Origin of the sequence: Streptomyces carpinensis (genome assembly GCF_002154505.1) — a bacterium.
Classification (GTDB): domain Bacteria; phylum Actinomycetota; class Actinomycetes; order Streptomycetales; family Streptomycetaceae; genus Streptomyces; species Streptomyces carpinensis.
Genome location: NZ_MUBM01000013.1, coordinates 1 through 18,533 on the forward strand (window position 1 = coordinate 1; position 18,533 = coordinate 18,533).

At 71.3% G+C, this 18,533-nt stretch carries 15 protein-coding genes and 1 pseudogene; 9 read left to right on the plus strand and 7 right to left on the minus strand.

Going from position 1 to position 18,533, the window contains the following annotated elements; translation table 11 throughout:
* Both BZY54_RS02005 and BZY54_RS55800 read left to right on the plus strand, forming a co-directional pair.
* The coding region (locus tag BZY54_RS02005) for a carbohydrate kinase family protein (protein WP_244216910.1) at positions 1 to 202 on the plus strand (202 nt) is incomplete at its 5' end.
* A 59-nt stretch (positions 203 to 261) separates the two neighbouring features.
* A pseudogene (locus tag BZY54_RS55800) lies at positions 262 to 684 on the plus strand (transposase); the annotation flags it as partial.
* Positions 685 to 1,188: 504 nt separating this feature from the next.
* Here BZY54_RS55800 and BZY54_RS02015 read toward each other — a convergent pair.
* Genes BZY54_RS02015 through BZY54_RS02025 form a run of 3 tightly spaced genes read right to left on the minus strand, consistent with a single transcriptional unit; the run spans position 1,189 to position 6,311 of the window.
* A complete protein-coding gene (locus BZY54_RS02015; protein WP_158103795.1) occupies positions 1,189 to 2,580 on the minus strand; it encodes an ABC transporter substrate-binding protein in 1,392 nt (463 codons plus the stop codon).
* 45 nt (positions 2,581 to 2,625) lie between these two features.
* Entirely contained in the window at positions 2,626 to 5,436 is a 2,811-nt protein-coding gene (locus tag BZY54_RS02020) for an ABC transporter permease subunit (protein WP_086722595.1), read from the minus strand.
* A gap of 53 nt (positions 5,437 to 5,489) precedes the next feature.
* A complete protein-coding gene (locus BZY54_RS02025) occupies positions 5,490 to 6,311 on the minus strand; it encodes an ABC transporter ATP-binding protein (protein WP_086722596.1) in 822 nt (273 codons plus the stop codon).
* 292 nt (positions 6,312 to 6,603) lie between these two features.
* On the opposite strand from BZY54_RS02025, the gene BZY54_RS02030 reads away from it, so the two are divergent.
* The 7 genes from BZY54_RS02030 to BZY54_RS02060 all read left to right on the plus strand — a co-directional run bounded on the left by BZY54_RS02030 (position 6,604) and on the right by BZY54_RS02060 (position 14,725).
* Positions 6,604 to 7,731, plus strand: a complete 1,128-nt coding sequence (locus BZY54_RS02030; protein WP_086722597.1) for a CaiB/BaiF CoA transferase family protein — start codon at positions 6,604 to 6,606, stop codon at positions 7,729 to 7,731.
* A gap of 123 nt (positions 7,732 to 7,854) precedes the next feature.
* Positions 7,855 to 9,051, plus strand: a complete 1,197-nt coding sequence (locus BZY54_RS02035; protein ID WP_086722598.1) for an acyl-CoA dehydrogenase family protein — start codon at positions 7,855 to 7,857, stop codon at positions 9,049 to 9,051.
* 28 nt (positions 9,052 to 9,079) lie between these two features.
* Complete coding sequence (locus BZY54_RS02040; RefSeq protein ID WP_086722599.1) at positions 9,080 to 10,189, plus strand: acyl-CoA dehydrogenase family protein; 1,110 nt, start codon at positions 9,080 to 9,082, stop codon at positions 10,187 to 10,189.
* A 150-nt stretch (positions 10,190 to 10,339) separates the two neighbouring features.
* Positions 10,340 to 11,386 carry an NAD(P)H-dependent flavin oxidoreductase gene (locus BZY54_RS02045; RefSeq protein WP_086722600.1) on the plus strand — a complete coding sequence of 349 codons (1,047 nt, stop codon included), beginning with the start codon at positions 10,340 to 10,342 and terminating at the stop codon, positions 11,384 to 11,386.
* Positions 11,383 to 12,684 carry a CaiB/BaiF CoA transferase family protein gene (locus BZY54_RS02050; RefSeq protein ID WP_086722601.1) on the plus strand — a complete coding sequence of 434 codons (1,302 nt, stop codon included), beginning with the start codon at positions 11,383 to 11,385 and terminating at the stop codon, positions 12,682 to 12,684. Before BZY54_RS02045 ends, BZY54_RS02050 begins: the two co-directional genes overlap by 4 nt.
* Positions 12,684 to 13,913 carry a CaiB/BaiF CoA transferase family protein gene (locus BZY54_RS02055; protein ID WP_086722602.1) on the plus strand — a complete coding sequence of 410 codons (1,230 nt, stop codon included), beginning with the start codon at positions 12,684 to 12,686 and terminating at the stop codon, positions 13,911 to 13,913. The genes BZY54_RS02050 and BZY54_RS02055 overlap by 1 nt, the downstream gene beginning before the upstream one ends.
* A 47-nt stretch (positions 13,914 to 13,960) precedes the next feature.
* A complete protein-coding gene (locus BZY54_RS02060) occupies positions 13,961 to 14,725 on the plus strand; it encodes an SDR family NAD(P)-dependent oxidoreductase (protein WP_208640519.1) in 765 nt (254 codons plus the stop codon).
* A 69-nt stretch (positions 14,726 to 14,794) separates the two neighbouring features.
* Here BZY54_RS02060 and BZY54_RS02065 read toward each other — a convergent pair whose 3' ends face one another.
* The 4 genes from BZY54_RS02065 to BZY54_RS02080 form a co-directional block, all read right to left on the minus strand.
* Positions 14,795 to 15,409, minus strand: a complete 615-nt coding sequence (locus tag BZY54_RS02065) for a TetR family transcriptional regulator (RefSeq protein ID WP_086722604.1) — start codon at positions 15,407 to 15,409, stop codon at positions 14,795 to 14,797.
* A 214-nt stretch (positions 15,410 to 15,623) separates the two neighbouring features.
* Positions 15,624 to 16,781 (minus strand): thiolase C-terminal domain-containing protein, encoded by a 1,158-nt coding sequence (locus tag BZY54_RS02070; protein ID WP_086722605.1) that lies wholly within the window; start codon positions 16,779 to 16,781, stop codon positions 15,624 to 15,626.
* Positions 16,781 to 18,160, minus strand: coding sequence for an MFS transporter (locus BZY54_RS54625; protein ID WP_086722606.1), 1,380 nt, complete (start codon positions 18,158 to 18,160; stop codon positions 16,781 to 16,783). Before BZY54_RS54625 ends, BZY54_RS02070 begins: the two co-directional genes overlap by 1 nt.
* Positions 18,109 to 18,483, minus strand: coding sequence for an MFS transporter (locus BZY54_RS02080; RefSeq protein ID WP_143667978.1), 375 nt, complete (start codon positions 18,481 to 18,483; stop codon positions 18,109 to 18,111). Before BZY54_RS02080 ends, BZY54_RS54625 begins: the two co-directional genes overlap by 52 nt.
* Positions 18,484 to 18,533 lie beyond the last annotated feature (50 nt).

Here is an 18,533-nt window from a genome sequence, read left to right on the forward strand (position 1 = left end):
CGCCGTCGACACGGTGGGTGCGGGCGACGCGTTCGTCGCGGGCTACCTCGCCGAACTCCTCTCCGGAAAGCCCCTGGAGGAACGCCTGCGCACGGCCGTCATGACCGGGGGCTTCGCCTGCACCGTCCCCGGCGACTGGGAGGGTCTGCCGACCAGCGAGGAACTGTCGCTGCTCACGGCGACGGAGAACGTGACGCGCTGAGGCGGCGCCCCGGCGGATATCCGGGTGCCCCGGCCGAATTGTTGCGCCACAGTGTGCCCATGCTGATCAGGGACACGTACGACACGGAAGATCGGTCTGCTGCGGGCCCTGGGAAGCGCCAGCGCCGAGTGTTCGCTCACGTTCACGACACCATCGAGCAGGTCTTCATCACCGCTGGCGACCCGTGGCACCGCGACGCCGACCTGGGGTGTGGGTTGGGTGTCGTTACGGCCGAGGAATTTTCAGCGGATTCCGGTGAAGACGTTGAGGACAGCGCGGGCGGCGTGCCCGAAGGGCACGCCGGTGATGCTCATCCGGGACCGACTGGATGTCCGTTCGAGGACGAGGAGTTCGCCGACCTATATCCAGACGACGGCAGGTCGGGACTGTCGCCAGGAAAGCTCGCGCTGGTGTCGGTGCTGCAGTTCGCGGGGAACCTGTCCGACCGCGCGGCGGCGGACGCGGTCCGCACCAGGATCGACTGGAAGTACCAACCGGCTGCTGCAGTTGATGCTGGAGCGCCTGGTGGAGGCCGGGCTGCTCAAGGCCGGGGGCCGGCAGCGTACCGATGCCACCCATGTGCTGGCCGCGGTGCGGACCCTCAGCCGTCTGGAGCTGGTCGGAGAGACGCTGCAGCAGCCTTGGAGGAGTTGGCCGAGGCCGCCCCCGCCTGGCTGGCTCCGCTGATCGAGCCGGAGTGGGGCAAGCGGTACGGGCGCCGGGTGGAGATCGGCAAACTACCGGGCGGGAAAGCGGCCGTGACCGCCCGGGCTGAGGAGATCGGTAGGGACGGCCAGAAGATCCTCGCCGCTGCCTGGGCCGCCTGCACGGCGCTCCACCTGCGGCGGCTGCCGCAGGTGAAGATCCTTCGCCAGGTCTGGGTCCACCACTACTACTGGGACGCGGACGGATGTCTGCGCCGGCGGGACGGGCACGCCCTGCCGCCGGCCTCAATACGGGACGGCCACCCCTGCGCCGCTTGGGGGCTATTTTTTGGCGTCGACGATGAAGTAGCCGCCGGTGTTCGCCAGCCGGGCCAGCGGCTTGAGCTGCTTGCTGGCGGCGTCGTACTTGACCACGCCGGCGCAGGCGCTGCCGAGGACCCGGCCGACGGGCCAGGACTGGGAGCAGGTGACCCCGGGAATGGCCTGATAGGTGAAGGTGCCGCCGTTGAGGACGTTGGCCAGCTTCTCCGTGGTGGGTTTGCCCTGGATTTTGGCGAAGGCCTGGAGGAAGAGGTCGGCCGCCCAGTAGGTGGTGACTGTGCCGATGCCGTCCGCCGGGGCGTTCGAGCCGATGGCCTTGAGGTCCTCGGTGACCTGGGCGAAGCTGTCCGTACCGAACGCCAGGGCGCCCGCGTTGGTGGTGCCGATCATGCCGTCCACGATCCGCGCGGTACTGGGGTTGTCGAGCAGTGCCTGTGCGGCCTGCCCATAGATCATGTCCCCGGTCCAGCCCAGGGACTTCAGTGCGCCGTACACGCCCAGCAGAGCCGGCGCGGTGACGGAGGCGCTGACCACGTTGGCGCCCGAGGCCATGATGCGGGAGGCGATCGGGGTGTAGTCGGTCAGGGGCGGCTCGGTGGCGCTGGGCAGGTCGGCCACCGCGTAGACGACGTCCATACCGAGGTTCTCGGCGGTGGCCTTGGCCCCGATGGCACCCGCCTTGCCGTAGGGGTCGGAGGAGGAGAAGATGCCGAACTTGACGGACGAGACGTCCTTGCCGGTGGCCTTGAGGTACTGCTCGAGTGCGGACGAGGTGCCGACCGCCTTGCCGGGCAGTACCGACGGGCACGAGCCCTGGCCGGTGGTGCTGAACATCCACGGGTTCTTGTCCCAGGCGCAGAAGTCCTGCCCCAGCCAGCCGAACGCCGGGACCTTGTGCTTGACGATGTAGTCGCCGTTGACGCCGGAGGCCGGGACGTACGGGACCAGGGCGAAGGCGTTCTTGGACTCCACGAGGTCCTGGGTGGCCTGCTGCGAGGCACCCGGCTGGCCGTTGTCGTCCTGGAAACCCACGTAGTTGAAGGTGTAGCCGTTGACTCCGCCCTCGCGGTTGGCCCGGGCGAAGCGGGCCTTGGCGCCGACGTCGAGACCGGGCAAGGTGTGCTGGCCTGCCTTGGTGTTGGTTCCGGTGCCGCCGATGGTGATGACCTTGCCGTTGATGCCGCGCACCGTCTCGCCGGTGAGCTCCGGCAGGTCGCCGAGGATCTTGTTGATCTCGGCGCCGGCCTGCTGAGCGGTCAGCGGTTCAGTGGCGGTCGCCTTGCCGGAGGTGGTTCCCGACGAGGAGTTGCCGCAGGCCGCGAGGGAGAGGGCGGCGGCCACTGCCACCAAAGCGGTGACCGGCCGAAACCGGCGGGTGGGAGGAGTGGACATGCTGCTGCCTTTCGGGTCGGTTTTCCCCATGGGGGTGGCCGGGGGTCAGTGCACGACGGCGGACATGCCGAGGTAGGCAGCGGCGACGCGCTGCTCGTCGACGTCCGTCCGGTTGTTCACCCAGCGGAGGTGGCCAGTCTGGAGGGCGCCGACCTGGTCGGCGACGGTCAGGACGTCCCGGGCCTTCTCCTCGACCAGCACCACGGTGGTGCCCTGCTCCTGGAGGCGTCGGAAGGCGGCCATGATCTCCACGGTGACCAGCTGGGCGAGTCCGAGCGACGGCTCGTCGCTGATCAGCAGCCGTGGACGGCGTACCAGGAAGGGGGCCAGGCTGAGCATCTGCTGCTCGCCGCCGGAGAGGTTGCCCGCCGGCTGGCCGACCCGCTGGGCCAGCGACTCGAACTGCTCGTAGACCTTGGCCCGGTCGGCCTTGGACGGCAGCCAGATGCTGAGGTTCTCGTCGACGGTGATCGAGGGGAAGACGCCCCGGGACTCGGGTACCAGCACCAGGCCCCGTTCGACGCGTTCCAGCGCGCCCAGGGCGGTGATCTCCTCACCGTCGAAGACGATGCGGCCGCCGGTCGCCGGCACCAGACCGGCGATGGTAGAGCACAGCGTGGTTTTGCCGGACCCGTTGGCGCCGAGCAGCGCCAGGATGGTTCCCTCCTGCACGGTCAGGTCGATGCCGTGGAGGACCTCGACCTCACCGTAGGCCGCGTGCACCCCGTGCAGCTCCAGCAGCCCGGGACCGGTCTCCTCCCGCGCCGCGGCGGCGGGCGCCAGCTCGGGAGTGCTCAGCGGGGTCACCGCCGCGGTGGGCGGGACGGGTTCAACGACGGCTGCGGCGGGCTCGACGGCGGCCGCGGCGAGCTTGGCCCGTCGGCGGTCGCGTCGCTGCCGGGCGGCCTTGGACTGCGCCGCGAGGAAGCCGTTCGGCTGGGCCGCGAGCTGGATGGCACCGAGCCCGAACAGCACCTGGGGGATGAGGTCGTTGCTGGTGCCGTGCCAGTTGACCGGTCCCAGGTGGAAGCCGTGGGTCACGACCCAGGGCAGGATGGCGCTGATCATGCCGGCCTCGATGGCACCCCCGGGGTGACGCACCCCGACGATCACGATGATCGCCAGCCAGAGGAAAGTGGCCTGCGGCGGGTTGGCGGTGTTGAGGATGGTGCCGTAGACGGTGACCGCCAGGATGCCGCCCAGCCCCGCGACGGCGGCGGAGATGACGAAGATGACCAGCTTGGTCACCGGCGGCGAGACCGCCGACGCCGACGCGGCCGGCTCGGCCGTGCGCACAGCGATCATCGCCCGCCCGGCCGCGGAGTTGGTGAGGTTGTGGGTCAGCCAGGCCAGCACCAGGACCATCAGGAAGCCGACGACCAGGAGCACCCGGTCGCTGCCGAGGTCGAGCGGCCCGAACTTCGGCCGGGGGATCGACCAGCCGCTGGTCCCGTTGGAGAGCCACTCCATCTTGAACAGCACATTGGTGGCGAGCAGCGCCAGTGCCAGGGTGGCGAAGGTGAGGTTGAGCCCGGACAGCCGTAGCGCGGGTAGCGAGGTCAGGGCGCCGAGCACGGCGACGACCAGGACGCCGACCACGGCGGCCGGCAAATAGTTCCAGCCGTGGGAGAGCAGCAGGCCGACGGTGAGGCCGGAGGCGGTGGCGAAGGCGCCCTGTGCCAGGCTCACCATGCCGCCGAGCCCGGTGACGATGGTGAAGGACAGCAGGATGACGCCCAGCGCGAACCCGTAGATGAACAGCTGGCGCCAGATGCCGTTGGCGAAGGTCATACCGGGGACCAGCACCACCGCCGCCTTGATGATCCACGGCAGCGCCTTCTTGAACGGGCCGAGGTCGTCGCGGTAGTCCGGCGTGGGTTTCGCCGCTGTGGCGGTGGTTCCGGCCTTGCGCCGTTTGCGGTCGTGGCCGAGCAGAATCAGTGCGATGAAGAGCACCGCGTACGGAACGGAGGCGGTCAGGCCGTAGACCTTGGCCGCCCAGGCGCCGAAGTCACCCAGGTAGTCCCCGTTGACGTATGCCACCACCACGTTGCGGACCGCGCCGATCAGCAGCCCGGCGAGAAAGGCCAGCGGGATGTTGCGCAGGCCGGCCACGACCGCGGCCGTGGTGGCGACGAAGAGGGCCAGTGTGTAGTTGTCGTTGACCAGGCCGAAGGGGCCGGGGAAGGGCGCGGCGAAGACACCTGCGACAGCGGCCAGGAAGAAGCTGATCACCCAGGAGAGGGTCGAGACCCGCCCGGTGTTGATGCCGCGCAGCCGGGCCAGCACCGGGCTGTCCACCGCGGTCCGCATGTGCAGGCCCAGGGTGGTGAAGCGCAGGAAGGCCCACATGGCGACGAAGAGCAGGATGCTGGCGACCAGGGCGGCCAGCTGGTCGTTGCTCAGCACCAGGCCCTCGGTCAGCACATGCTGCTTGGCGGGCAGCACGCCGGGCACCTGGTACACCTCCGCCACATCCTGGAAGGGGATGTCGAAGAGGCCGCGCAGCACCGAGCAGAGCAGCAGGGTGAAGGCCGGTACGACGATGAGGACGCCGACACCGGCGACGATCTTCGTCGACTCCTCAGCGTTCGTCAGCCGGGTGAAGACCAGCCGGTCCCAGACCCAGCCCAGCAGCGGGGCGAGGACCACGACGACGAAGGCGAGTGCCAGCCACTTGTTCCAGCCCAGGGCGACGTGCAGCTGGTGGTAGAGGTAGGCCGAGGCGAAGGCGGTCGCCGCATGGCCGAAGTTGAAGATGCGGGAGGTCGAGTGGGACAGGACGAGGCCGATCGCGAGCAGGGCGTAGATGGCGCCCGACACCGCCCCGCTGATCGCGATGCTGAAGAACTGCACAGTGACTCCTCAAGGACCGAAGCCTGGGAACGGCAGTGCGGAGGGATGGCAGCTCAGCTGCCGAGGTATGCCGCGATGACCTCGGGGTTTCTGCGGATCTCGGCGGGCGTGCCGTCGGCCAGCACCGCCCCCTGGACGAGGCAGACGACACGGTCGACCAGGCCCATCACAAAGTCGATGTCGTGCTCCACGAGGATCACGGTCAGTTCATGGCGCTGCACCAGCCCGAGGAGGACCTCGCTGAGCAGCTCGGTCTCCCGCCGGCCCAGCCCCGAGGTGGGTTCGTCGAGAAGCAGCAGCCGGGGGGAGTCCACGATGGCCCTGGCGAACTCCAGCAGCCGCAGTTGGCCGATCGGCAGGGTCGCGGCGTTCACGTCACGGACTTCCGACAACCCGCACAGCTCGATGACCTCGTCTACCCGCTCGAGCAGGGCCCCGGTCTCCCGTCGGCGGTGCGGCAGGCCCAGTACATCGCCGAGGAGCCCCCGTCCGCGCGTGCGCCACTCCAGCGGCACCAGCACGTTCTGGCGCACCGTCAGCCAGCCGAAGGCCTGGTGCCGCTGGAAGGTGCGGCGGACGCCGTGGCGGGAGAGCCAGGAGGCCGACCGGGCGGTGACGTCCGCGCCGTCGAGCAGGATCCTCCCCCGGGAGGGGGTGCGCAGCCCCGAGACCGCGTCCAGCAGGGTGGTCTTGCCGGCGCCGTTGGGGCCGATCAGGCCGACGACCTGACCGCTGGGGACGTCCAGGGCGACCTGGTCGACCGCGGTGATGCCGCCGAACCGGACCGTGACGCCGGCCAGCCGGAGGACACCTTCACCACCGTCGGCGGCGCCCGGCCCTCCGGGGGCGGCAGGGTGGTCTTGGACAAGGTTCATGTGTGCTCACTCCTTGGGACAGTGGTGTCTCACGTCTCACCGGGGGTGTCGGGCACAACGAGAACCCGTTTCCGTAGTCGGTAGGGTGACCACGCCTTCACGGGTTGTCAATAAACTCCGCAGTAACCCGGGTTTGGAGCCTGCTTCGACACTTGACAAGGCGCCTGCCGAACGACGAGCCTTTCGCTAAACAGAACGTGTTCCCATGATTGCCACGACGCCGGTCCCTCGGATGAACGGATGCCGGGGAGTGCTCGCGCCCGAATGTTTCGGAGTGGGACGGAGGAGACGCATGGGGCCACTCGCAGGAGTCCGGGTCGTCGAACTGCTGGGTATCGGTCCGGGGCCGTTCTGCGGCATGATCCTGGCCGACCTCGGCGCCGATGTGGTGCGGGTCGAGCGCCCCGGTCCGCAGGACGCCCGGGCCACCGGGTCGGACGTCCTGGCCCGGGGGCAGCGCTCGGTCGCGCTGGACCTGAAGTCGGCCGAGGGCCGCGAGGCGGTGCTCGGCCTGGTACGTGCAGCGGAGGTGCTGATCGACCCGTTCCGCCCGGGCGTCACCGAACGGCTGGGCCTGGGCCCCGAGGACTGCCTGGCTGCCAACCCCCGCCTGGTGTACGGGCGGATGACCGGCTGGGGCCAGGAGGGTCCGTACGCGGCCCGCGCCGGTCACGACATCAACTACATCGCGCTGAGCGGGGCGCTCAGCCTGTGCGGCAACGCCGGCGGGCCGCCGGTGCCACCGGTGAACCTTCTGGGCGACTTCGGCGGCGGGGCGATGTTCCTCGCCGTGGGGGTGCTCGCCGGGGTGCTGCACGCGCGGTCCACCGGCCAGGGGCAGGTGGTCGACGCCGCCATGGTGGACGGCTCCGCGTTGCTCACCGCCATGACCCACCAGATGCGTGCCGCGGGCATGTGGGGCCCCAGGGGAACCAACATCCTGGATACCGGCGCACCTTTCTACAACGTGTACCGGACGGCGGACGGCGGCTGGGTGAGCGTCGGTGCCATCGAGGACCAGTTCTACGCCGAACTGCTGGACGTCCTGGGCCTCGGCGACCACGAACTCGCGGTGCACGGCCGGCAGGACCGCGACTGCTGGCCCGAGCTCAAGCAGCTCTTCGGCGACATCTTCGCGACCCGGACCAGGGCCGAGTGGGCCGAGGCGTTCGCCGGCCGGGACGCCTGCTTCGCCCCGGTGTGGGAGCTGGACGAGGCCGCGGCCGAGCCGCACATCGCGCAGCGCGGCACCTATGTGCAGGCGTTCGGGGTACGGCAGCCGGCCCCCGCCCCCCGGTTCTCCCGGACCCCGGCCGGGATCGGCGGGCCGCCTCCGCGCACCGGCCAGCACATCCGGGAGGTGTTCCGGGAGTGGGGGGTGCCGGCCCCCTCCTTCTCCGCCGAGCCGACCAGCCGCTGAGCTGCCGAGCCACCGAGCCGCCGCACCACCGAGTCACCGAGTCACAGAGCTCGTGAGCTCACGAGCCGACCCCGGAGGGCATGCCGAGCCGCAGCCCCCGCCTGACGAAGGGAACCCACGCGCATGTCGTCGATCGAAGAGTTCCGGGCCCGGGCACTGGCCTGGCTGGAGAAGAACGCCAAGCCCTTCGACGAGGCCGCCGAGTACGACCTGGAGGGGAGCTCCGTCCCGCTGGAGGAGTCGAAGCGGTTTCAGAAGGCGTTGTGGGAGGCGGGTTTCGCCGGTATCACCTGGCCCAGGGAGTACGGCGGGCAGGGACTCGGACCTGAGGAGCTGATCGCCTTCAACCAGGAGGCGGCCGACTTCGACCTGCCGGTCGGCCCCTTCGTCATCGGCCTCGGCATGCCCGGCCCGACCATCCTCGAACTCGGCACCGAGGCCCAGAAGAAGCGGTACCTGCCCCCGCTGCTGCGCGGTGACGAGATCTGGTGCCAGCTCTTCTCCGAGCCGAGCGGCGGCTCGGACGTCGCCAGCCTGCAGACCACGGCCAGGCGGACGGGGAACGGCTGGGTGATCAACGGTCAGAAGGTGTGGACCTCCGGCGCCCAGTGGAGCGACTTCGGAACCATCATCGCCCGCACCGACCCGACCGTGCCCAAGCACCAGGGCATCACCATGTTCATCGTCGACATGCACCACCCCGGGGTGACCGTACGGCCGCTGGTGGTGGCCACCGGTCAGGCGCCGTTCAACGAGGTGTTCTTCGACAACGTCGAGGTGCCGACCGATGCCGTCGTCGGCGAGGTGAACCAGGGCTGGGGCGCAGCGGTGGTGATGCTGCGCAACGAGCGGGTCACCATCGGCACCGGGACCCGCGCCCGCTCCAACCCGCTGGGATTCGACTCGCTCCTCGAGCTGGCTCGTGCCCGCGAGCTGGAGACCGACACCGCCGTCCGGCGCCGGCTGGCGATGCTGTACGCCCGCGAGTCCTCGCTCACCGCGTACGGGCGGGTGCTGCACGAGGAGACCACCGCCGGTGCCGAGATCGGCGCCCGCGGGTCCGCGGCCAAGCTCGCGGGCGCTGAGCTGGCCCTGTGGGCGGCCGATCTCGCCCAGGACATCATCGGCAGCGACATCGCCCTCGGCGGCGCGGACGTCGAACGGGTGATCACGGCCATCGTGGCCGCTCCCGGCGGAGCCACGGCCGGCGGGACCAACGAGATCCAGCGCAACATCATCGGCGAACGGGTGCTCGGGCTGGCGAAGGACCCCGGGGTCGACCGGAACACACCCTTCAACCAGCTGAAACTGTCGCGCTGACCGGCCCCCTTCGACCTCAGGAGCTCAGATGTCCCTCATCTTCACGGACGACCAGAAGAGCCTCGCCCAAACGGTCCGGCGCTTCGTCGCACAGCGCACGCCCCTGCCGAAGGTCCGCGAGGTCATCGGCAGCGACCAGGCCTACGACCCGGAGGTCTGGGCCCAGCTGGCCGGCGAGCTGGGCCTCGCCGGGCTGACCATCCCGGAGGAGTACGGCGGCGCCGGCGCCACCCAGGCCGACCTCTCGGCGGCGCTGCGCGAGCTGGGCGCGGGGCTGGTCCCCTCACCGCTGCTGGCCTGCCTGCTGGCGGCCGGCACCCTGCTGGCCCTCGACGACGAGACGGTCCGGCAGGAGCTGTTGCCGCAGATCGCCGAGGGCGGCCTGGTCGCCACGCTCGCCGTCAGCGAACCGGGGGACCGCCGGTGGATCCCGGCGCAGCCGGTCACCTCCGCGGCCCACCCGGACGGCAGGATCACCCTGTCCGGGATGAAGGCGGCGGTGCTCAACGGCGCCGAGGCCGATGTCCTGCTGGTCCAGGCCCGCGGCCCGCAGGGCACCCGGATCTACCTGGTCCAGCGCTCGGCCGCCGGTCTGACGATCACCCGGGACGAGGTCGTCGACCCCACCCGCAGCTCGGCGACCGTGACCTTCGACAGCACCCCGGCGCGGCTGGTCGCCGGTGACGCAGCCGCCGCCCTGGACCATGTGGCCGACCTCGCCAACCTGGCGATCGCCGCCGAGCAGTCCGGGGCCATGCTGGCCTGCCTCACCATGACCAACGAGTACGCCAGGATCCGGTACGCCTTCGGCCAGCCGATCGGCGCCTACCAGGGCGTCAAGCACAAGCTGGCCGACATGTACAACCTGTGGGCGCTCTCCGACGCGGCGCTGCGGGAGGCGGCGCGGGCAGCCGACGAGGAGCCGGCCAAGCTCGGGGTGTCGGCCGCGGCGGCCCGGGCCCTCACCTCGCCCGGGTACCTCACCTCGGCCAAGAACACCATGCTGCTCCACGGCGGCATCGGCTTCACCTGGGAGCACGACGCGCACTTCTTCTACAAGAACGCGATCGCGAGCAACGTCCTGGCCGGCGACGCCGACTACCAGCTGGACCGGCTGGCCGACAAGCTCGGCGTCTGAGACCTCCGCGCGGGTCGGCCGCTGACCATGGCGCGGCCGACCCGCGCGGGACCTATCTGTGAGACCTCTACGTGGCGGGCGCCCTGCCGGCGGCCCGGCCACCCATTCCTTCAGCCGTGCACACTTCGCAACCCAGTCACGGGGTGAACCATGACCGCTGACGTGCCACAGGCCACCAGGGAGACGGACACCCGCGCGATCCTCCGCCGCGCGCGGCTGCCGCTCGTCGCCGCTCCGATGCTGATCGTCTCCGGCCCCGAACTGGTGATCGCTGCCTGCCGGGCCGGGGTCTTCGGCAGCTTCCCGACCGTCAACTGCCGGGCCGACGGCGAACTCGACGCCTGGCTGGACCGCATCGAACGCGAGTGCGCCGGAACGCCGGGAGCCGCGCCCTGCATCCCCAACCTCATCGTGCACCGGTCCAACCCAAGACTGGAGTCGGACCTGGAGGTCATCCTCCGGCACGGCCCCGCCGCGGTGATCACCTCCGTCGGGTCCCCCGGCGTCGTCGCCCCGGCCCTGCGGGAGGCCGGTATCCAGGTCTGGTGCGACGTGGCCAGCCTGCGCCATGCGCAGCGGGCCATCGACGCCGGGGCGGACGGGCTCATCCTGCTCACCGCGGGAGCGGGCGGCCAGACCGGCAGTGCCAACCCGTTCGCCTTCGTACGGGCCGTACGGCAGCGGTTCGACGGGATCGTCGCCCTCTCCGGCGGGCAGGCAGACGGCCGGTCCCTGCTGGCAGCACAGGCCCTGGGCTGCGACCTCGGCTACATGGGCACCCGGTTCATCGCCACCCGGGAGGCCAACGCCGCGGAGCGATACCGGGAGCTCATCGTCGAGAGCGAACTCGACGACATCCATCTGACCAACGCCCTCTCGGGTCTGGAGACCAATCTGCTGCGCGGGTCGCTGCTGGCACAGGGGCTGGACCCGGCGGAGTTCGGCCTCGGCCCGAAACGTTTCGCCATGGCGGCGCTGGAGGGCCGCGAGGGCGGCGCCCCCCAGCGGTGGCGGGACATCTGGAGCGCCGGGCACTCCGTCTCCGGCGTACGCGACGTGCCGACCGTCGCCGCCCTGGTGGACCGGCTGGCCGCGGAGTACTCCGAAGCCGCCGCGGCGGTGGCCGCCCAGGCCCTGGACGCGCTGAACGCCGAGGAGCAGCAGGACCGGGCGGCGCAGCCGGGCGCGGCCCGATGACCGCCGACCAGGCCGGGACCCGCCGACCCGGGACCGAAGCCGAGACCGGAGCCGGGACCGGAGGGGAAACCCGGGTCGGCCCGGTGCCGGGGCTGCGGGTGCTCGACCTGACCACCGAGCGGGCCTGGCTCAGCGGCCGGATCCTGGCCGACCTCGGAGCCGTCGTCACTCTGGTGGAACCCCCCGGGGGACACCCCCAGCGGCAGGACCGGCGAGCGGGCGCGCCCCCGGGACGGCCCAACCCCACCTGGCCGGCCTTCAACCGCGGCAAGCGTTCGGTGACCCTGGACCTCACCCGGCCGCGCGGCCGGGAGCTGTTCCTGCGGCTGGCGGCCACCGCGGACGTCGTCGTGGAGTCGTTCGACCCGGGAACCCTGCAGCGGTGGGGCCTCGGCCACGAGGCCCTGGCCGCCGTCAATCCCCGGACCGTGCTGACCTGCGTTACCCCGTTCGGCGGCACCGGCCCCTGGGCCGGTCACGCCGCCGCCGACCTGGTCCTCGCTGCGATGGGCGGCGCGGTATGGATCAGCGGCGACCCGGACCGGCCGCCGGTCCGTACCAGCTCCGACCAGTACTTCCTGCACGCGGCGGCCGAGGCGGTGGTGCACACCCTGGTGGCGGTCCGGCACGCCCGGCGGACCGGGCAGGGGCAGCAGGTGACCGTCTCGGCCCAGCTGGCCGCGGTCCGGACCCTGATGAACGCGGTGCCCGGACCCTATACCGACGGCTCGGCCGTTGATCGGTCCTCCTTCGGCGAGCCGACCGCCACCCAGCCGTGGCGGGGGATGTTCGCCTGCCGGGACGGGCACATCCTGGCGACCGTCCCCTTCGGCCCCGGCCCGCAGGGGTATGTCGGCTGGCTGCGCGACGAGGGGTGTCTGACTCCCCGGCTGGCGGCCTACTCCGACGAGCAGCTGCGGTCGGCCACCCTCGCCACCGACGACCCGGCCTTTCCGGTGCTGCTGTCCGACGCCCTGGCGGCGTACTTCGGCACCGAGACCAAGGCCGTGCTGACCCGCAAGGCGCTGGCGCGCCGGCTGATGGTCGCGCCGGTGAACACGGTGGCCGACCTGCTGGCCGACGAGCAGCTGGCCGACCGCGGCTACTTCCGGACCGCCGAGCTGGACGACGTCGGGACGGTGCGGGTGCCCGGCACCTGGGCCCGGCTGTCCGGCAGCCCTCTGACCGGCGGCGCCCGGGTCGCCGCGGCCGGGGCGGACAACGAGACGGTGTGGCGGGACGAGGTCGGCCTGTCCGCCCGCGACCTGCGCCGCCACCGGGACGAGGGGGTGATCTGATGGCGGGACCGCTGGAGTCCGTCAAGGTCTGGGACGCGTCCTGGGTGGGCGTCGGCCCGCTGGCGACGCGTTACCTGGCCCAGTACGGCGCCACCGTGGTGCGCACCGAGAGCACCCGGTCGGTGGACGTGCTGCGGATGGCGCCGCCGTTCAAGGACGGCGTGCCCGGTATCAACCGCTCGCAGTTCTTCGCCGACTACAACGCCTCCAAGCTGGGCCTCGGGGTGAACCTGTCCACCGAGGGCGGCCGGCGGGTCGCCACCCGACTGGCCGCCTGGGCCGACGTGGTCGTCGAGTCCTTCAGCCCCGGGGTGATGGAGCGGCTCGGCTTCGGCTACCGCAGGCTGCGCGAGCTCAACCCCTCGCTGATCATGATCTCGACGTCCATGAACGGGCAGACCGGTCCGCGCCGGCATTTCGCCGGGTTCGGTACGGTGCTGGCCGCCATGGGCGGCTTCTGCGAGCTCACCGGCTGGCCCGACCGCGCCCCGGGTTCGCCGTACGGCGCGTACACCGACTTCATCGGCCAGCGGTTCGCCGCTACCGCCGCGCTCGCCGCCCTGGAGCACCGGGACCGCACCGGCGAGGGGCAGTACATCGACCTGTCGCAGCTGGAGACCGGCCTGATGTTCCTGGCCCCCGAGCTGGTGGACCACCAGCTCACCGGGCACATCGCAAGGCGCGACGGCAACCGCAGTCCGGCGGCCGCGCCGCACGGCGTCTTCCCCTGCCGGCCCGAGGACGGCCGCGAGCAGTGGGTCGCTATAGCGGTGACCGACGACGCCCAGTGGGCGGCGCTGCGCGAGGCGCTGGGCGGCGCCGACTGGACGGCCGACCCCCGCCTGGACACGCTGGCCGGACGCAAGGCGCAGGAGGACCGGCTGGAGGAGGCCCTGGCCGCCTGGACCCGCACCCGCACCACCGCCGAGGTGGTGGGCGCGCTCCAGCCGCGGGTCCCAGCGGGGCCGGTCCATGACGCCTGGGGGCTCCAGGCCGATCCGCAGATCGCGCATCTGGGGTACTTCCAGCGGCAGACCCACACCGTCATGGGGGAGATGCCTTACGAGGGCGCCCAGGCGGAGCTGTCGCTCACCCCGTGCCACGTCACCAAGGCCGCCCCGCTGCTCGGCGAGGACAACGAGGTGGTCCTCACCAAGCTGCTGCGGTTCACCCCGGCCGAGGTCGACCAGCTGGTCGCCGCGGGCGCGGTGGAGCAGGTGCTGGACTGAACACCCGACCGGAGCCTCGGCGTCCGGAGAAACGGAAGGTGAGAGCCGTGCCCGACCGGACCGTCGACCTCACGGGCCGCACCGCAGTGGTCACCGGATGCTCCTCGGGCCTGGGGCGGCGGTTCGCCGTCGCCCTGGCCGAGCACGGGGCCGATGTGGTGGCGGTGGCCCGGCGTACCGACCGGCTCAAGGAACTCGCGGACCGGATCGCGGCGGCCGGCGGCTCCTGCCTGCCGCTGGGCGCGGACCTCACCGACGACGGACAGCTGCTCGGTGTGCTGGACGCGGCCGAGGAGCGGTTCGGCACCGCCACCATCCTGGTCAACAACGCCGGGATCCCCGACGCCCAGTACGCCACCCGGATGCCCGTCGAGCTGGTCGACCGGGTGCTGGGGACCAATCTGCGTGCTCCCTGGCTGCTCAGCTGCGACTTCGCACGCCGGCTGATCAGCGCCCGGACCGGCGGCCGGGTGGTGAACATCTCCTCCATGGGCGCCTACGAGTACCGGGGCGGGGGAGCGGCGCTGTACTCGGTGACCAAGGCCGCCGTGGTACGGATGACCGAGGTGCTTGCCGTGGAGTGGGCCGGGTTCCACATCAACGTCAACGCCATCGCACCCGGGGCCTTCGCCTCCGAGATGATGGACGGCATGATGGCGCGCACCGGCGCCGACCCGACCGGCTCCTTCCCGCGGGCCCGGATGGGCGACCCGCGGCAGCTCGACAGCACACTGCTCTATCTGGTCTCGCCGGACTCCGAGTTCGTCACCGGCACGGTGATCAAGGCCGACGACGGCCAGGGCGGGCGCTGACCGCCCCGCAGTCCTTTGAGCGGCTGCTCCCTGCTGGTGACTGTTCCCTGCCTGTCCGGGCCGGCCCGCTCAGGCAGGGAGCAGCCGCTTGGCGGCGAACTTCAGCCGCTCCTCGACGGTCTCCGGGGTCAGCCAGCCGTTGAGCCAGTCGATGACGCTGCTGTTCCACAGCGACACCAGCATGTGCAGCGCCCGGTACTCCGCGGCCGTGGTGCGGTGCGCCGGACCCCAGGCCGCCAGCGCCATGATGTCCGCGAAGGCGTTCTTGTCAACCTCCTCGATCTCTGACGCAGCGTCAGCAGACTGCTTTTCGAGGGGCCTTGGGGTCTGGAACGAGCTGAGCGCGGCATGGGCCCAGCCACGGTTGTACTGCATTGCCAGGAAGGCCCGGTGCAGCACCTCCGCGGCCCGACCCTCGGGGCTCCGCTGCCGCGGGGGGCGCCGGCCGATGTCCTCGCGCAGCTGCCGCAGTTGGGCGCGGGTGGCGGCGGTGATCAGCGCGTCCTTGGAGGGGTAGTACCGGTACAGAGTTGAGAGAGCGACCCCCGCAATCCGGGCGACCTCGCGCATCTGGACCGCGTCATACCCGCCTCTGGTGGCCAGTGCCATACCGGCGTCCAGGACGCGCTCGGCGCGGAACGCCCGGGCCTCCGGCGTCCGGCCGTTCTTGCTGACACGGGCCATGTGGGCATCCCCCTCATCTCGCTGGACCAAGGACACGACAGGGGTTTGCCCGGGTGGCTGCCACCCGTCATCGACAGGGCGTGCCACGGATCGGAAATCCCCGTTGGTTATGATCGACGGCTGAATACCGGGAGTAAAGAGTACACGTTCTCGTGCGCGCCCCGGAAATGTCGGGGGCGCCCCAGCAGGGCGCCCCCGGTGTATTTCCGCCGACTCAGCCGCGGTGGCGCGAGAGCACCAGGCTGCCGGCGGCGGCGAAGAACATTCCGATTCCCTGCACGAAGCTGATGTCGACGTTCGGGAGCTGCTCCACGGCCTCGCCGCGGAGCTGCCGCACGGCCTCCTGAATGGCGAACATGCCGTACATACCGGTGTGGGTGTACGACAGACCGCCGCCGTTGGTGTTCATCGGCAGGGAACCGCCCTTGAGGGTGTTCCCCTCCGCGACGAAGTCGCCCGACTCGCCGCGGTCGACGAAACCGAGGTCCTCCAGCATGTACAGCGGTACGTGGGCGAAGGCGTCGTAGGCCATCAGGTGGTCCACGTCGGAATGGCTGATACCGGCCGTCCGGAAGGCCTCCTCGCCGGCCCTGCGGAAGGCGAGGAACGATCCGGGATCGGCCATCTGGGACACCATGGGCGCCTCCGCCGACTCACCGGAGCCGAGCAGGTGGACCGCGCGGTCGCCGCTGGGGAGGTCCCTGGCCCGCTCGGCGGAGGTGAGCACCAGGGCGCCGCCGCCGTCGGTCACCACGCAGCACATGTCCCGGGTGAAGGGGTAGGCGATCGGCGGTCCCTCCAGGACCTCCGCCACGGAGGTCGGCCGGCGCCGGAAGGCCCGCGGGTTGTTCAGCGCCCAGGTCCGTTGGGCCACCACCACATGGGCCAGGTGCTCCCGGGTCATCCCGCGCTCGTGCAGGAAGCGAAGGGCGGGGAGGGTGAAGGTGGAGTAGGGCGTCTGGGCCCCGTAGACGGTTTCGAACTGCCCCGTCGCGGAGGCCGGGTTGGGTGTCCAGGGGGCGACGCCGACCCGCGAGCGGCCGGACTCGCCGTGGGTGATCAGCACGGTGTCGGCGGCGCCGGCCGCGATGGCCGCCGCGGCGTGCCGGACGTGCAGCATGAAGCTGCAGCCGCCGACCATCGTGCCGTCCATCCAGCGCGGCTGGATGCCGAGGTGGTGGGAGACCTCCATGGTCAGTGGTCCGGCGGTTGCCACCCCGTCGATGTCCTTGGCGGTCAACCCCGCGTCCGCGAGGGCGTTCCGGGCTGCCTCGGCGTGCAGGCCGAGGACGGGCACGTCCGGGCGGACGCCGATCTCGGTGGTCTCCGCGGCGCCGACGATGGCGATACCGCCCCGGTGCATCGAGGTCATCACGCCACCGCCCCGGCCGGCGCGAACACGGGGAGGGTGAAGCCCTCACGTTCGAGGAAACGGACCTTCAGCTTCATGTCCAGCTCCAGGTTCTCGGGTTCGGGTGCCACGTCGACGATGTTGGTCATCAGGTGCGGTCCCTCGGCCAGTTCCACCAGCGCCACGACGACCGGTGTGGCTGGGTCGAAGGGCGGCAGCGGCCGGTGGTTGATGACGTACGACAGCAGCCGTGCGTCACCGCTGACGGTGGTCCACTCCACCTCCGCCGAGCCGCAGCGGGGGCAGAACGGGCGCGGGTAGAAGTAGTGCTCCGCGCAGGAGGTGCAGCGCTGGATGCGCAGCTCCTGCCGGGCGGCGCCCTCCCAGAAGGGGAGTGTCTCCGGGGTGGGCACGGGGGCCGGACCGGGCATGGCGTTTCCTTTCGGCGGATTCGGCGGATTCGACAGAGTGGGGCGCGGGTCGAGGAGGGCGGCGGGGGTCTGGCGGCCCCGTCCTTCGGGCAGGGTGGCGAGCGTCTCCCGCCTCGCCGGCGAGCTGACCACGCCGACCGACAGGATCAGGGTGGTCAGGAGGAAGGCGGCCCGGAAGTCGAGGGCGTCAACGACGGTGCCCGCCGCCAGCGGGCCGATGATGGCGCCGACATCGGACGACATGTTGAACCAGGCAACGTTCCTGGTGGTGTTGCGGCCCTTCAGGTCGCCCAGAACGGCGGTCCGCATCACCGAGATCCCGCCGTCGGCCGGTTCGATCAGGGCCACGGAGGCGACGAAGAGGGGCTGGCCGGAGGGCAGGCAGAGCAGTCCCACGGCGACCACCCCGGACAGGCCGGCCGCGACCATCGCGGGACGCCTGCCCCGGGTGTCCCCCAGCGGCCGAAGAGTGGCGTGAAGTGCACCTGGGTGACCGCGGTGCTGAGCATCACCAGGCCGACGAAGGTGCCGGTGCCGCTCAGTCGGTCGGTGGCGAACATCGGGATGACCGAGTGGCGCATTCCGTAGAACACCCAGCCCAAGCCCTGGCCACGAGGGTCGTGGCCAGGGCGCGGAGATACACCCCGCGGGGGAGCGGCTCCCCGTCCGCCGTTGCTGGCCGGTCGTGCAGTGCAGCCGCCGGGACCGGGAGCGGCACGCCGTTCGGCTGCTCACCCGGGACGACCGGCGGCGGTGCGGACCGGCGTCGCGGGTTGAGCAGCACCTGTGAGATCCCCGCGGCGACGAAGAGGGCCGTCCCGTAGAAGAAGAGTGGGAAGCGTGGTTGAGGACGGCCGGTCCACCGCCGACCCCCGGGCCCCCGATGGCGCTCAGCATCGCGCAGGTCTGATAGGTGCTCACGGCGTTGCCGCGCGCGTGGGGCGTCGCCATCCGCAGCACCGGTGCCATGCGGCGATGGCGAAGGCCGAGCGGCCCGTTCCGCCGATCGCGCGCAGGGCGACGAGCAGGGTGAAGTCGGGGGCCAGGCGGGCCGCGATCACGGCCGTGCCCTGCATCCACAGGCTCCACTCGATGACCCGGCGCTGGCCGAACCGTTGCGTGAAGCGGCTGTTGACGCCAGCGGTGGCGCACCGGACCACCGCGAAGGCGCTGATTGCCGCCCCCACGGCGGCGTTGCCCGCCCCGGACTCGGTCGCGAACAGGGGCAGGGGCGGCCCGATCACGCCAAAACCGAGCATGACCACGAACGAGACCAGGGTGCAGGTCCGCACCTCAGCAGGCAACGCCCCGAAACGCTTCACCACACGGCCATCCAGGATCC